This window comes from Oryzomonas rubra, from assembly GCF_008369015.1.
Classification (GTDB): Bacteria; Desulfobacterota; Desulfuromonadia; order Geobacterales; family Pseudopelobacteraceae; genus Oryzomonas; species Oryzomonas japonica.
This window is the reverse complement of sequence record NZ_SRSD01000014.1, coordinates 1-14,740: the sequence shown is the minus strand read 5'-3', so window position 1 is coordinate 14,740 and position 14,740 is coordinate 1. Positions and strand designations below refer to the sequence as shown.

Annotated in this window: 11 protein-coding genes and 1 pseudogene; 8 read left to right on the top strand and 4 right to left on the bottom strand. The window is 57.8% G+C overall.

The window, feature by feature from the left end:
• Positions 1-124: 124 nt before the first annotated feature.
• From ET418_RS17720 to ET418_RS17705, 4 genes are all read right to left on the bottom strand, one after another.
• Entirely contained in the window at positions 125-1,687 is a 1,563-nt protein-coding gene (locus ET418_RS17720) for a DHA2 family efflux MFS transporter permease subunit (protein ID WP_149309933.1), read from the bottom strand.
• Positions 1,674-2,714 carry an HlyD family secretion protein gene (locus ET418_RS17715; protein ID WP_188055693.1) on the bottom strand — a complete coding sequence of 347 codons (1,041 nt, stop codon included), beginning with the start codon at positions 2,712-2,714 and terminating at the stop codon, positions 1,674-1,676. Before ET418_RS17715 ends, ET418_RS17720 begins: the two co-directional genes overlap by 14 nt.
• 89 nt (positions 2,715-2,803) lie before the next feature.
• Positions 2,804-3,274, bottom strand: coding sequence for a MarR family winged helix-turn-helix transcriptional regulator (locus tag ET418_RS17710; RefSeq protein WP_149309929.1), 471 nt, complete (start codon positions 3,272-3,274; stop codon positions 2,804-2,806).
• A 368-nt stretch (positions 3,275-3,642) separates the two neighbouring features.
• Positions 3,643-3,903 carry a hypothetical protein gene (locus ET418_RS17705; protein WP_149309927.1) on the bottom strand — a complete coding sequence of 87 codons (261 nt, stop codon included), beginning with the start codon at positions 3,901-3,903 and terminating at the stop codon, positions 3,643-3,645.
• 359 nt (positions 3,904-4,262) lie between these two features.
• Here ET418_RS17705 and topA point away from each other — a divergent pair, with 359 nt between their 5' ends.
• The 8 genes and pseudogenes from topA to ET418_RS17665 form a co-directional block, all read left to right on the top strand.
• Positions 4,263-6,140, top strand: coding sequence for a type I DNA topoisomerase (gene topA, locus ET418_RS17700; RefSeq protein ID WP_149309925.1), 1,878 nt, complete (start codon positions 4,263-4,265; stop codon positions 6,138-6,140).
• A complete protein-coding gene (locus tag ET418_RS17695) occupies positions 6,137-8,578 on the top strand; it encodes an ATP-dependent DNA helicase (protein WP_246153148.1) in 2,442 nt (813 codons plus the stop codon). Before topA ends, ET418_RS17695 begins: the two co-directional genes overlap by 4 nt.
• A gap of 374 nt (positions 8,579-8,952) precedes the next feature.
• Complete coding sequence (locus ET418_RS17690) at positions 8,953-9,168, top strand: hypothetical protein (protein ID WP_149309924.1); 216 nt, start codon at positions 8,953-8,955, stop codon at positions 9,166-9,168.
• 239 nt (positions 9,169-9,407) lie between these two features.
• Entirely contained in the window at positions 9,408-9,599 is a 192-nt protein-coding gene (locus ET418_RS17685) for a hypothetical protein (RefSeq protein ID WP_149309922.1), read from the top strand.
• A 69-nt stretch (positions 9,600-9,668) separates the two neighbouring features.
• Entirely contained in the window at positions 9,669-10,214 is a 546-nt protein-coding gene (locus ET418_RS17680) for a DUF2127 domain-containing protein (RefSeq protein ID WP_246153147.1), read from the top strand.
• Positions 10,215-10,290: 76 nt separating this feature from the next.
• Positions 10,291-10,986 (top strand): VIT1/CCC1 transporter family protein, encoded by a 696-nt coding sequence (locus ET418_RS17675; protein WP_149309920.1) that lies wholly within the window; start codon positions 10,291-10,293, stop codon positions 10,984-10,986.
• A 277-nt stretch (positions 10,987-11,263) separates the two neighbouring features.
• Positions 11,264-13,072 carry a transporter substrate-binding domain-containing protein gene (locus tag ET418_RS17670; RefSeq protein WP_188055691.1) on the top strand — a complete coding sequence of 603 codons (1,809 nt, stop codon included), beginning with the start codon at positions 11,264-11,266 and terminating at the stop codon, positions 13,070-13,072.
• Between the two features lie 1,214 nt (positions 13,073-14,286).
• A pseudogene (locus tag ET418_RS17665) lies at positions 14,287-14,740 on the top strand (hypothetical protein); the annotation flags it as partial.

Here is a 14,740-nt window from a genome sequence, read left to right as displayed (position 1 = left end):
GGTGCTAAAATAATTAACATCAAGGCGGCAATAGTCATATCCCCATGTTATCACACAAAAAAACGGCACTTGAATCATACTCACGTGCCGTCGTATGTATCATTTCGATACAGAAAAAGTTTGTCTACCTCGCCCGCCGCCGCATAAGCAGGGCCGGTAACAACGCGGCGAAGAACATCACCGCGACCACGTGAAAACCATCCTGATAGGCCAACCACTGCGCCTTCGGCACCAGTATCCGTTCCAGATAGTTCATGGCCGCCGGCGGGGCGCCGCTGGGCAGACGGGTGCCGAACGGATTGCCCCAGTGGGTCAGCATCAACCCGAGCTGCTGCACGGCATTGCTCGCCGCCGCCGATGCCGGAGTCATGGCCTGGGCCAGGGCATCGCCATGGAAGGTGGTTCGCCGGTCGATCAGCACGGACAGCAGATTGACCCCCATGGCGCCGCCAAGCTGGCGTATGAAATTCAGGGCGCCCGAGCCTTGCGCCAGCAACTCGTGGGGCAGGGCGCGCAGGGCGCCGGCGTTCAACGACGGCGTTATCAGCCCCAGCCCGATACGGCCCAGGATGATCCACCAGGCAAAGAGCCAGAACGACGCATCCACATCGGCCCCGGCGCACAGCCAGTTGGACAGGCCGAACAGGGCCAGTCCGGCCATGACCGGCCCCCAGGGGGGCATTCGATCGGCAAGGTGCCCGGCTACCGGGGCCGTCAGCGCCAGCGCAAAGCCTGCGGGCATCAACAACAGGCCGGAGCGGGTGGGGGTGTACCCCTGCACGAGCTGCACGAACATGGGCACGATATAGGTGGAACCGTAGATGCCCACCCCCAGGGCAAAGGCAACCAGGCAACTTGCCGCGAAGCGGCCATTGACGAAGACGCGCAGATTCAGCAGCGGCCGCAGGTACGTCAGTTCCCAGGCGATGAAGGCAACGCCGGCAGCGAGGGCCGCCAGGGCCAGGGCCAGGATCAGGTCCGAGTTCCACCCCTCGCGCTGCCCGTTGGAGAGCGCGCTCAGCAGGCAGACCAGGAAGATGCACAGGAAGAGAAAACCGATCCCGTCGAAGCGATGGGAAGCCGCCTCCTGCCGGGTATCGCGGCCGGGCAGGAACACGGCGGCCGCGGCCATGGCGGCCAGACACACCGGTATGACCGCCAGGAACACGTCGCGCCAACTGTATTCATCCACCAGATAGCCGGCGACGGTCGGGCCGAGCGCCGGCGCCAGCACCACGCCCAGGGTATAGATGGACATGGCCCGGCCGCGCTGGTCGCGGGGGAAGACCTCCGACAGCACCACCATCGCCACCGGCTGGATCAGCCCGGAGGCCATGCCTTGCAGCACCCGCGCCAGGATGATTTCGTTGCTGGTGGTGCTGACCGCCCCGGCCAGGGTGCCGGCGACGAACACCGCCAGTGCGCCGAGGAACGCCATGCGATAGCCGAAGCGGCCGAGCGCCCAGGCGGTAAGCAGCATGGTGGCCGTCATCGCCGCCAGGAAGCCGGTGGAGAGCCACTGCACCTGATCCTGCCCCAGGCCGAAGGCGCCCATGATGTCCGGCAGCGCCACATTGACCATGGTTGAGGCGGCGGTGGTGACGATGGTGCCGAGCATGACGGTGCCGGTTGCGAGCCATTTATACCGGGCGCCGAAGCGTTCGGCATAGGCCTCAATGGGCGACATCGATGGAGACCTCGACCATGAGGCCGGGTTGCAGGGGCTGTTTGGGCTTGTCGATGGCGATGCGGACCGGCACCCGTTGGGTGATCTTGGTGAAGTTGCCGGATGGGTTGGGGCTGGGCAGCAGGGCGAATTGGTTGGTGGCGGCGTTACCGACGCGTATCACCCGCCCGTGCAGCCCGAGGTTCGGATAGGCGTCCACCGCCACGTTCACCGGTTGACCGACGCGCACTTTGCCGACTGCGGTTTCCTTGACGTTGGCTTCCACCCAGATGTCGTTCGGGTCATGGAGCATCATCAGCCACTGCCCGGCCTGCACGTAGTCGCCCGCATGGATGAAGGTCCTGTCCACGATGCCGTCGCAGGGTGCGCGCAGGGTGCGGTCGGCGATCTCCTGGCGCACCTGCTCCACCTGGCTGGCAAGGGCCGCCCGCTCGCGGCGCAGCACCTCGATCTGCTGCCCCAGCATGGCCACCTGGCCGCGCTGGGCGACCGTTTGCGCCAAGGTCGCCTGCCGGGCGGTGAGTTGCGACCGAGCCTGGCGCAATGACGCCTCGTTCTGGAGCTTGGTGCTGTGCGCGTGGTCCCAGTTCTCGCGGGAAACGGCGCCCTGGCCCACCAGCGCATCGGAACGGGCAAAATCCGCACGGGCGAGTTCCGCCTGGGGCGCGATCCCCGCCACGGCCTCCCTGGCGGCGGTCACCTGGGCCCGGGCGTCGGCGATCCCCGCCGTGGTCGTCTTCTCTGTGGTGTCGCGCTGGATCGTGATCTCGCGGATCTGGGCGTCGTGGGCCGCCAGGTTGTTTTCCAGCGTGGCCAGCCGCAATTTGGCGTCGCGCGTATCCAGTTCCCCCAGCACCTGCCCTTTGCGCACATGGTCCCCTTCGATCACCGGCCGGGTGACCAGCCAGCCATCGAGCCGGCTGGCAATGGTAACGACCTCGCCGGCCGTCTTGGCGTCGTTCTCCTCCACATGGGTCAGTCGGTTATGCAGCCAAAACCCGCAGGCCAGCAGTGCGAGAAGCAGCACGACGAGGACGACGGGATACCGCGCCGCGCCAAACCTGGCTCCGCGCAGAACCGCGCGAATCCTCATGGATGTGGTTGTGGTCCCTCCGCTCATGCCGCATCCTCCGGTTCCTCTGTCCAGGTTCTGTTGAGCCCGTCGCAGATGCGATCGATCACGTTGAGGGCGATTGCCAACTCCTCCTCGCTGATACCGGCGAATATCTGGCGGCGGATAATGGCGGCCGCCGCTTCCACCTTCTCGACCAGTAGGCGTCCGCTCGGGGTAAGGGACAGGAGTTTGGCGCGCCGGTCGTCGCCATCGGGCACGCGCTTGATCAGTCCGCCATTATCGAGAGCGTCGATCAGTCGGACCAGGGTGGAACATTCGATGCCGACCACCTCCGCCAGATCCTTTTGCCGCAGCGGCTCGTTCCGCGCAATGTGCAGCAGGGGAAGCCACGTCGCTTCGGTGAGCCCGAACGGTTGCAGCCGCTCGTCCACGGCTCTGCGCCATTGCCGTGAGGCATAACCGAGCCTGGCGCCAAAACGTATGCTGTTGTCCAGCCTTGTTTGTTCGTTCATAGAGTCCTCTGGGGTAATAATTGTTTGTATTAGATTAATTTGAATCAGAAGTATTTGTCAAGGGGTAAACCGGGCGGATGAGGCCGGGGCGGACGCAAAGCCCTGAAACCGGGAGAGCGGACGATCTGCTGGGGGAGGGTGACGGCCTGGAGGGGGAGGGCCGCAACATAACGGACCTGATGGCAAAAAGGCGGCCCCTTGGAACTGAGCTTCCCAAGGGGCCTGGTAATCTAAACACAACTGAAGGAGGAGATCACAGTATGGTACGGTGTGTGGTGGAAGTCAACGAAAACGGCAGCTTGCATAATGTATCCTTACTTGTGGGTGATTCTCCCTCTTCCCGTCCCGAATCTTTACGGGATGGAACCTCAGATGTCCTCGTCAGACGTGTCCAGAAAGGTCATAATCGAATTGAACATCGAAGAGGGCGTCTCCTGCTGTCCCTTCCTGGAGTCAAAGGCATTTTCCCAGCCATACCCCTGCAAATCCACCGCAACCACTATTCCTTCACCACGCGTGTCAATCCGAGGGGTTATGAATTTCACCACCCGGTGCCCCGCTTTCCGGTTGAAGAAGTTGTGCTCTTCCTCTATGTGCCTGATCAGTTCCACCAGTTGATTGATTGTCATTGTTTTTTACCTTTTGTTCCGATTTCATGGAGAGCATGTGCCGTGAACCGGACTCACCGTTGGTAAGTATACACCGGATTTGTTGCCCGTCCCGCTCCCCTCTGGAAACAGGCGGCTTGGAACCTTGATCACCATGAATTATATATCATTATTATGCACCAACAATAAAAGCGACGTTTCGAGCACATTCCTGGTTCCGTCCATTGGAAACGGCCGCCTGTGAATGCTGCTGCCGGGTGCGAAGGGGAGCAAACGCGCTTGGCGGCCTCACGGCATTCGTAACGTGACGTGAAATATGGTATAGAGATTATTCCCCCCTATCGGTGGGGTGACTCGAATCAAATATTACAGGTTTTATTATGCTGCTCGTCATTGAATCGCCAAATAAGATAAAGAAGATCAAATCCTATATCAACGCGCAGATACTCGCCACCGTCGGCCATTTCAAAGACCTGCCGACCGACGCCATGGGCGTGGACCTGGATACCTATGCGCCGACGTTTATCCTGGACAAGGGCAAGGCTGACCGGATCAGGCAGATCAAAACGGCCGCCAAGGGACAGGACGTGTATATCGCCACCGACCCGGACCGTGAAGGGTATGCCATCGGGACCCATGTCTTCGACGAGGTTCGGAAGATCGCCACATCGATCCATCGCCTGGAGATTCACGAGATCACCCAAAAGGGTATCGATGAGGCCATGAAAAAGTCGATTCCGTGGGAGAACACCAACTCCGGCCTGTACGATGCCTTCCTGGGGCGCCGGGTGGGTGACCGGGTCGTGGGGTATATCCTTTCCCCCATCGCCAGCAATGCCCTCAAGGGGAGATTTTCGGTCGGCCGGGTGCAGGCCCCGGCGGTCCGCCTCTGTGTGGAACGGGAACGGGAAATCCGCACCTTCAACCCGGAGCCCTTCTATGTCGTCTCGATCACGCTGCAAAAGGATGAGGTCGCCTTCGGGGCCAAGCACAGGGGGGGCAATCTGACGGATAAGGCCAAGGCCGAAGCGATTCTCCTGGCGGTGACCGCCGCCCGGACCGCCGACATCCTCAAGGTCGAAACCAAGGAGACCCGGCAGAACCCCAAGGCCCCGTTTACCACCGTGGACATGCAGGCGGCGGCATCCTCGCAGCTCAAGATTTCCCCGGAGATAGCGATGCGATTGGCCCAGCAGCTCTTCGAGGCGGGCCTGATCAGCTACCACCGTACCGATTCCGTCCGCATCGCCGACGAATTCATCGCCGATATCAGAAACCATGTGGGCCGCTCCCTGGGACCGTCATACCTCCCCAAAGCCCCGAACTCCTATAAGTCCAAGAACAGCCAGGCCGAGGCCCACGAGGCGATTCGGCCGACCCACATGCACCCAACCGGCGACATCCACGGGGTCGTCTCGAAGGAGGGGCTGGGGGTGGACCACGAGAGGCTCTATACCCTTATCTACCGGCGCACCGTGGCCTCCCAGATGGCGGCGGCGGTCTATGACTCGACGACCGTGGAGATCGGCTGCGCCGGGGAGCCGTTCCGGGCCACCGGCAGGGTGATGAAGTTCGACGGCTTTCTGAAGGTCTACAGCGAGGTCAGGGAGGGTGACAAGGACGACGAGGATGATAACCAGAAGCTCCCCCCCCTGGTGACCGGGGAGACGGTGGAGAAGACCGGCCAGAAGCTGGACGAGAAGCAGACCAAGCCGCCGGGCCGGTATTCCGAGGCGACCCTGGTCAAGGCTTTGGAGAAGCACGGCATCGGCAGGCCTTCCACCTATGCCTCGATCATGGGGACGATCAAGGCAAGAAACTACATTGTGATCAAGAAGGGGAAGATCCACGCCACGGACGTGGCCGAACGGCTTTTCGATTTCCTGGCGAAAGATCACCCCTGGATAATAGACCTGGAACTTACCAAAAAGATGGAGTCGTACCTGGACAAGGTGGAGGGGGGCGACGCCTCCTGGGTCACCTTCGTCAAGGGGGTGCACTCCAAGATGAAGTTTACCAGGCCGCCCCAGAGGGCTGCTGCCGGTCCCGGCGGCGTCTATCCCCCTTCGCCGGCGCAGCTGAAATTCGGCACGGACCTGGCCAAAAAGCACGACAGGGAGATCCCCAAAGAGGCCCTTGAATCGTCACGGGCCATGTCGGCGTTTATCGATGGGCTGCTGGGGAAATCGACCCCGGGCGACGCCGGCACGGTCAAGGTCCCGGCCAAGAAGAAGACCCGGGGGAGTAGCGGGAAGTGACGAAGCTGATCACCATGCCGCTTAGGGATTTTGCCCTGCCCGCCCCGCGGACCGGCAGCATCGAAACCCATTCGGGCTACGGCCGCCAGGCGGCCGAAGGGCAGGAGATCCATGTCCGGGTGCAGAGGCAGCGGGCAAAGGCCGACCCGGCCTATCAGGCGGAGGTGCCGATCACCAGCCTGTTCGAGAGGGGAGGGTATGCATTTCGGGTCGATGGCCGGATGGATGGGATCTTCCGTCACGAGGTGCCGAAGATCGAGGAGATCAAGAGCACCTTCAACATCCGGGAGTTGGCGCAGCATCTTACCGGCGGCCCCATGGATCATCCCTACTGCCTGCAACTGCTGACCTACGGTTACTGCTACTGGCGGGAACACCAGGTCGTTCCCGCTCTCTCCTTCCATCTGGTCTCCACCCGCAGCGGCGATTCGGACGACCTCGATCTGCTCCTCGATCCGGCCCGGTACGAACAATGGCTCGACCGCCGCCTGGATGAACTGGTCGTGGAGGCGCAGCAGGCGGAGAAGCGCGCCGCCCGGCGGAGAAAGGCCGCCGCCTCTCTCACCTTTCCTTTTGCCAACCCCCGCCCCGGCCAGGTCGAGCTCATGGAGACCATCGAGCGGTTCATGGCGGAGAAACATCCCATGCTCATCCAGGCCCCCACGGGCCTCGGAAAGACCGTCGGCGTTCTGTATCCCGTAGCGAAGGAAGCCCTGAGCCGGGGACAGAGGGTCGTGTACGTCACGCCGAAAAATAGCCAGCACTCCGTGGCCGAGGACGCCGTCACCCGCTTCCAGGAAGCGGGGGCAAAGCTGAAATCCCTCTCCATCACCGCCAAGGGGAAGATCTGCTTCATGAACGAGCCGCTGTGCAATCCCGACTACTGTGAGTATGCCAGGGACTACTACGGGAAGGTCTATGGGGAGGGGCTGCTCGATATACTGGCACGGAAGAGGAAGCTGAAGGCCCGCACCTTTCGCGACCTGGGGGAGCAGTACCGGGTCTGTCCGTTTGAGTTGCAACTGGACAGCGCCCGCGAGGCGGACATCATCATCTGCGATTACAACTACGTGTTTGCCCCGCGCTCGGCATTGGGCCGCATGGCGGACATCGGCGTCGATCAGACCGGCAAGCCCAACCTGGTGATCGACGAAGCCCACAACCTCCCGGCGCGGGCCATGGATTACTATTCGCCGGCGCTCTCGTCCGTGGTGCTGGAAAATATGCGTGGCGAGATACAGGCGGTGGCCCCCCGCTTTCGCCACGAGGCCGAGGAACTTCTTGACGGTTGCCTGCAGGCTGTCGCTGCCTGTCATACGCCCGGTGTCACCAAGCCGCAGCGGATCGATCCTCCCATGGACCTGTTTTTCACCCCGCACTCCCGGCTCAGTGCCTTTCTCTCCCGCTACCTGGATTCGGGCGTGGAGATACCCCACCAGGACGTGATCCTGCGTCTCTGTCACTACTGGGCCGAATTCACGGAAACCCTGGAGTTCATCGGCCATCCCGATCGGCAGGAATTTTTCACCACCTTTCACCCCCATGGGACCGGCGGCACGGTGAAGATAACCTGTTGCGACGCCTCGGCAATGCTGGAGGATTGCTATGCCGACTACGAGCAGGTGGTGGGGTTCTCGGCGACCCTGAAACCCTTTGACTATTATGTGCGCCTTTCCGGCCTGAAGGGGGACCGGGTGAGGACGGCGGAATTTGCCAGCCCGTTTCCGAAAGAGCGGCGCAAGCTCCTGATCATCCCCCAGATATCCACCCGTTACAGCCACCGCGAACGCAACTACGCCAAGATTGCCGAGGCGGTCCAGAGGGTGGCGGCACTGCGCAAGGGCAACTATTTCGTTTTCCTGCCGAGCTTCGAGTTTCTGGAGCGGGTAGCCTCCCTCTTTCAACCGCCGGCAGGCTTTGTGGTGGTGCGTCAGGAGCGGGGCATGAAGGCCGCCGGCATAGAGGCGGTCATGGAAAACCTTCGCAGCCAAGGCACGCCGACAATCGTCTTTGCCGTGCAGGGAGGTTCCTTCTCCGAAGGTATGGACTACGCGGGGGAGATGATTATCGGGGCTTTTGTGGTCGGGCCACCGCTGCCCACCTATGATCTGGAACGGGAACAGATGCGGTCGTATTACCAGCAAAAATACGCTGCCGGATTTGAATATGCCTACACGATACCTGCCATGGCCAAGGCGATCCAGGCCGCCGGCAGGGTCATCCGCTCCGAGACGGACCGGGGGCTTATCGTCCTGATGGATAGACGGTTTCTGGAGCCTGGTTTCAGTCAGGCGATGCCGGCTGACTGGTTCACTGCAGATGTTGCCGAGGTCGTGTCGGGCAGTATTTTGCGTGACGTCGCCGATTTTTGGGGAACAGAGTCCGGGGAGGCGGCGGTATCGCTGCCAGTTTCGCCCCAAAGCCGGGACAGGAATTAACGGGCAGGGCGGGATTAAAGGACGGTTGACTCGGGTATATGTCGCCGTGGCACTAGGGCATGTGAGGCAACGGTTTATTTTCTATTTACACAAATGATTTATGCTCGTATATTTCCGATAGAAAGCAATGCGCAAACGCCCTTACCAACGTTTTATGATGGGGAACCATTGTTTTAAAACCTGAATATGCCCTTTGCATTAGGCGCTCACCTGACCTGTCATAAGGAGAGCGCCTGTTATCCCGGACGGTACAGAGCAGTACAAAAGCCCGCGGAACACGAGCGGGCTTTCTGGTATCTCCCGGTAATCAGATTTGAAACGGTACGATATCCGTTTGATGATACACCTATTAGCGCCACATGGAGGAAAGACGTATGCCCGGTTCCTTTACCACTTCTGCTGTACTGGCTGATTCCGCACTCGATACGCTGAAGCGTGCCTATGAAGCCCGACAATCCACCGATGTCGGCTCTCTGATCCTGAAGGCCTATGATGCGATCAAAAGCCTGAAGGATGAAATGGGCTCCTATGGTCTTGAGGATGCGGCACATGACCCCTATGAAATGAACGAGTCGAACTCCGCCATATAGCCCCGGCTAACGACCGAAGTTGCTTGATACCATCGCCCCCTGCTGTTTTTTCTCCAGCAGTGGGTTTTTATTTTCCGGGCAGAGAAAAACGCTTGCCCGGATGTGGTCGAAGTCACCAACACGACCTGGTCAGCTTTGACATTTCCGTGTATACGTTGCTTGACTAATCACGCTTTTCTATTATTTTTTAACAATGATTAGGAGGACCGCTGTGAAGACCCTCGCGTGGGAGGGACAAAATGCAAAACATTATCATCTGGGCAAACGAGAACACTCTGGAGCGCATTGTCAATGTGGATGGCACGGTCGTGTGCACCCAGAGATTGCGGATTTCCGATAGGGAACGTTGCGAGGCGGTGATGACGAAACTCTGGCGGCAGTTGCTGAAGGAACAGAAGCAGGGCAAGTCGGGGCCTAAACGCCGATCATGATGGATATGCCCCGCGGGGAACTTGACCGAAAACCGGGGTGTCCCCGGTTTTCTTGTTTCATGAGACCGATTGCAGCGCCGTTGCCATGCTGTCGTGTACGCCGAACACGTGAAAAAATACATGCACAATAATGCCGAAAACCCTGCAAAACTTGGCGGACTTCGTGTCGTAGCGTTCTTCGAGGGGGCCAAGGGGATGATCGTCCTGTTGACCGGTTTGGGGATACTGGCGTTCATTCACGAAGATGTCCATCATGTTGCCGAGCAACTCGTTCGACACTTGCATATCAATCCTGCCCGCCACTATCCACAAATCTTCATCGATGCGGCTACCCACGTGACGGACCTGCAACTCTGGGGACTTGCCCTTTCTGCGTTATGTTATGCAATTGTGCGTTTCGTGGAGGCGTTCGGCCTTTGGAAACGGATGCCGTGGGCGGAGTGGTTCGGTTTGCTGACCGGCGGTATGTATATACCTGTTGAACTGTTTGAAGTCATGCGCGGGATAACGTGGCCCAAGATGACCGTGCTGGTTGTGAACCTGGGGGTTGTGGGATACCTGGCCTATGCTTTGTTGAGGTCGCGGCGGAAAGAGCCTCCGCTATTGTCTACTTAAAGGCTCCATTCATTTGTTCCGCTGTCCAGAGATTGGAAAACATGATCGTTATCTTCAGGATGATTGCAGGTGCCGGATGTCAATGACTACCCAGGGGGAAAAACATTTTACCGCATCCGATACGGTACGCGACATTGTCATCGGCATGTCGGATGGTTTGACGGTTCCGTTCGCGCTTGCGGCGGGGTTGTCGGGAGCCGTTGATTCCACGGGCCTCATTATAATCGCAGGTCTCGCCGAGATCGCGGCGGGTGCGATTGCGATGGGGCTGGGGGGGTATCTGGCGGCGCGGACCGATGCGGAGCATTTTGCGGCCGAGTTGGCCCGTGAAGAGCGCGAGACGCACGAAGTCCCCGAAAGCGAGGCGGACGAGGTTGCCCAGGTTTTCCGCAATTACGGGCTTCCTGAGGATACGGTGACGGCCGTTGTGGGGGCGATCCGCTCGGACCGCGCCCGATGGGTTGACTTTATGATGAAGTTTGAACTGGGGCTTGAAGAGCCGGACCCCCGCCGGGCGCGAAGCAGCGCCCTGACCATCGCCCTCTCGTATGTTACGGGCGGCCTGGTGCCGCTGGCCCCCTATTTCTTTTTGCACTCCGTGCATGCGGCTTTGGTCGGTTCCATGGTTGTCACGCTGCTGGCCCTGTTCGTGTTTGGTTTCGTCAAGGGGCACTTTACCACGAGCCGGCCGGTGCGGAGTGCCTGGCAAACGGTCCTTGTCGGAGGAATCGCGGCAGCGGCAGCGTTTGGCATAGCAAAACTCATTGGATAGACCGGCTGCCGGTTTGCGGAAGTTTTCAACCATGGTGGTGGGCGCTTCCTCGATCTTCAGCTCTTTACGCCAGTGCTCATCCCCCCTCCGCCGAAGGTCTCTCCGAAACTGATGCCGCCTCGGAATGGTTTTCATGGGCGGTCTAGATTTGCAATTGCCGCATACTCCCTTGCAATCCGGCGTCTACAAGGTATAACACTTAAGCACCATGGATAGTATTGAGCCGACCTCTTAAGGACACCTCATGCTGGCGACAACGAACCGGATGAAGACTCGCATGACATTGATCGTTCTCACGGTCGCGGCACTTAGTATGGCCTTTGCCGCCCGCGCAGAGGACTTCACCCCTCCACCCGTGGCGTCGGACACGATCATTGCCGCAATCCCCCCCGATTTCCCGCCAACCTATTCCCAAGACCGCCAGACCGGAAAGCCGGTCGGTTTTGCCGTTGATGTTATGAACGAGATCGCTCGTCGGGCCGGCTTGAAGGTGGTCTATGTGTTCGGGCAGCAGTGGGATGAGGTCGAACACCTAGTTCTGAGCGGCAAAGCGGACCTGGTCCCGAACCTGCTCGTTGACGATGCGCGGAGCAAATTGTTCACCTTTACGGAGCCGGTGGAATCGGTGCCGATTCATTTGACGGTCCGCAGTCACGAATCGCGCTTTTACGGCATTATCCCGGGTATCAAGATCGGCGTAATCAAGGAAAGCGTCGGAGAGCACTACCTTAAAGGCGTCCCCGCCATAACCATCAATACCTATCCCAACCTGCATTCCCTGATCTTCGAACTTCTCTCGGGCCAGATCGACGCAGCCTTGACTGCGACGCCGAACATAATGAAACTTGCCAACGAGGCGGGCGTGGGCGACAAGATAAAAGCAGTCGGAGAGCCGGTCATCGACGGGAAGCGGGCCATGGCGCTACGCAAGGGAAATTTGGTCCTTGCGGCCCGTCTCAACAAGGCTATCGAGGGGTTTGTCGGTTCGCCCGAATACCAGGCACTGTATCGGAAATGGTGGGGTACGCCGGAGCCGTATTGGAATGCCCGGCGGGTTGCCGGAACCATAGGTGCGACACTTGCCCTGGCGATTCTGTCGATGGGGGGGTGGCGGTACTATTCCATCAAGCGTCTTAATGCACGGCTTACGGAAAGCATGGCCAAGCTGGAAAAAGCCCAAAAGACCCTTCAGGAACAGGCTGCCTTACTGGAGGAAGAGATCGCCGAACGGCATCTGGCAGAGGTAAACCTGGCGGTCAAACAACAGCAGCTTGAGGAGGTTAATCGCTCTCTTGAGGATCACATCGCCACGACGCTGAAGGAACTCCGCGAGAAGGACCAGATGCTCATCCAGCAGGGGCGTTTTGCCGCAATGGGGGAAATGATCAGCAATATATCGCACCAGTGGCGCCAACCGCTTAATAATGTGGGCCTGATTATCCAGAATTTGCAGGAAATGTCCGAACATGGCGAACTTAATCCTGAAATCCTAAATCATGAAGTCAAAGTGGCCATGGATGTTATCCTGTTCATGTCGAATACCATTGACGATTTTCGCTTTTTTTTCAGGCCGGATAAGGAAAAGAGCGAGTTCATCGTCAACAAGGTCATTGAGAGGACCATCAAATTCATGTCGCCGGCCCTTCGGAACTACGGCATCACCATCGCATTCGACGCAGAGCCGAATGTCTGCATTGTGGGATACCCCAACGAGTATTCCCAGATGTTGATCAATATCATTAATAATGCCAAGGATGTACTGCTGGAACGAAAGACCCTCAAGCCGCGTATCACCATACGTGTTTTTCGCGATAATGCGCTTGCGGTTGCAACCATTGCAGATAACGCCGGCGGCATAGCTGTCGATGTGCTGCCCAAGGTGTTCGACCCGTATTTTACGACCAAGGAGCCGGGCAAAGGTACCGGAATCGGCCTTTACATGTCCAAGGTCATAGCGGAGAAGAATATGGAGGGCAGGCTGATTGCCCGGAATCTGGCCGATGGTGCGGAGTTCAGGATCGAGATGCCCTTACGCGGCCCACTGCAGGTAGCCGTCCATGGGGACGCGGTTCAGCCCGCCTCATGAGGTCGCCGCGCTTTCCAGTATCTCGATGGTAATCCCTCCATTGCAATAATGCACCAGGCAAGTCAGGGGCAAGTAAGCCGCAGTTTGGTCGCTCGAGGCCGGACGATTATCCACGCTTTGAGAATATGGCTTTCAGAAATTTGACGCCTCCTCCCATCGTTTTTCTTCTGTTCATTGCTCTTTCTGTCGTTTCTCCTCGTTTTTATACTGTTGTTCATGATTTGTGGCGTTTATTCAGTATGTTACATAACGTACTGTTCTTATTAAATATTGAAAAAATTTCGTTGAATTTTTCATAAATTGTGCAAAAAAAAAGAGCGAAAAATTTGACGTTTGAAAACTTGCGTGTAGAATGTTACCTATAGTCACTAAACAAATAGGGAAAGTTGTTATAATTTTAAATGGTTTGGCCAATTATCAGCACCAGGGGGCAGCTAAAATCGTTGTTGTAAAAAAATAGAATATAATCTAGTGATTTCATATTGTTATCTGTTAGTGTCATGTTGTTGACATCGCTGCTGATAGAATGATTGACGATTACACTGCTGGGCAGAGATTACATCTTCTCATTGAGGAACCTCCCCTGTGTATTGTTATTTGCAAATGAACTTGCATATGTACCGAGTGCTCCTGCTCCTGCCCTTTCTGGCGTCTCTTTTTCTATTCTCGTTTTCCCTGAATCATTACCATTACGGCAATTCCTGCTGCGACCACAACAACGCCAGCCACTACTTCGTCGAGAGCCCTTTTAAACAAAACGAGCAGATCACGACAGTTCAACAAACGGCAAAAAAACAGCCCACCCACCTCCCATCCACAGATTCCATTTTCTTCACAACTGTTTTTCGCGTTACAGAGCCAAGCCGTCTCGTTGCCGGACATACTTGTCTGATGCCCTGCGCTGCAACGGCGTACCGACCGCTGGTATTATTTCCCAACCGAGCCTCTCCTGTTATTAGAGCCTGATTTTTTCAAAAGTGGTTGACAACCACTGGCCCATAGAGCGCAGAAATTTTGTTGTTTACTCACAATGTACCTTGCTGAAAAGAGGAATGTAGAGCCCTGGGGCAATTGGGAATAATGCTATTTCTTGATTGGTAAACGTATTTTGCGTTTTCACAAGATGTACCCCAAAGAGGGGCGAAAGGTGGTGAAGAAGCGCAATGCCTTCGCTTGGTTTTAAAGTTTTGAGATTACATGAAAGGAGGTTTCTGATGACATGTAAAAGATTTTTCTGCCTGTTGGCCTGTTCAGCGGTTGTGTTTGGCTCGACTGCTGCGTGGTCGGCGGAGATTCACGGCAGAAGCTCGACCCAGTTTGGCTGGTTCAACGACATCTTTACCGGCAACAAACAGGCCGAATTCGGAGAGTATCTCAACCTGTCGGTCACCCAGATCGACAAAGAAGGCAAGCTGTCATTTCAGGGATACGGCCGTGTCACCGACGACGTCCGCAACGGTGATGGTATCAACGGTCGGCTCTATTACCTGTACGGCGACTACAGCAACCTGTTCGACAAGGTGGACATTCGTCTCGGTCGCCAATTCGTCAACTACGCGGCGGGTTCGGCCCTGATCGACGGTGGCAAGATCGACCTGAAGAATGTCGGTCCGATCGCCTTCTCGGTGATGGGTGGCCGCAACGTCTACTTTGACCTGAATGGCGAGG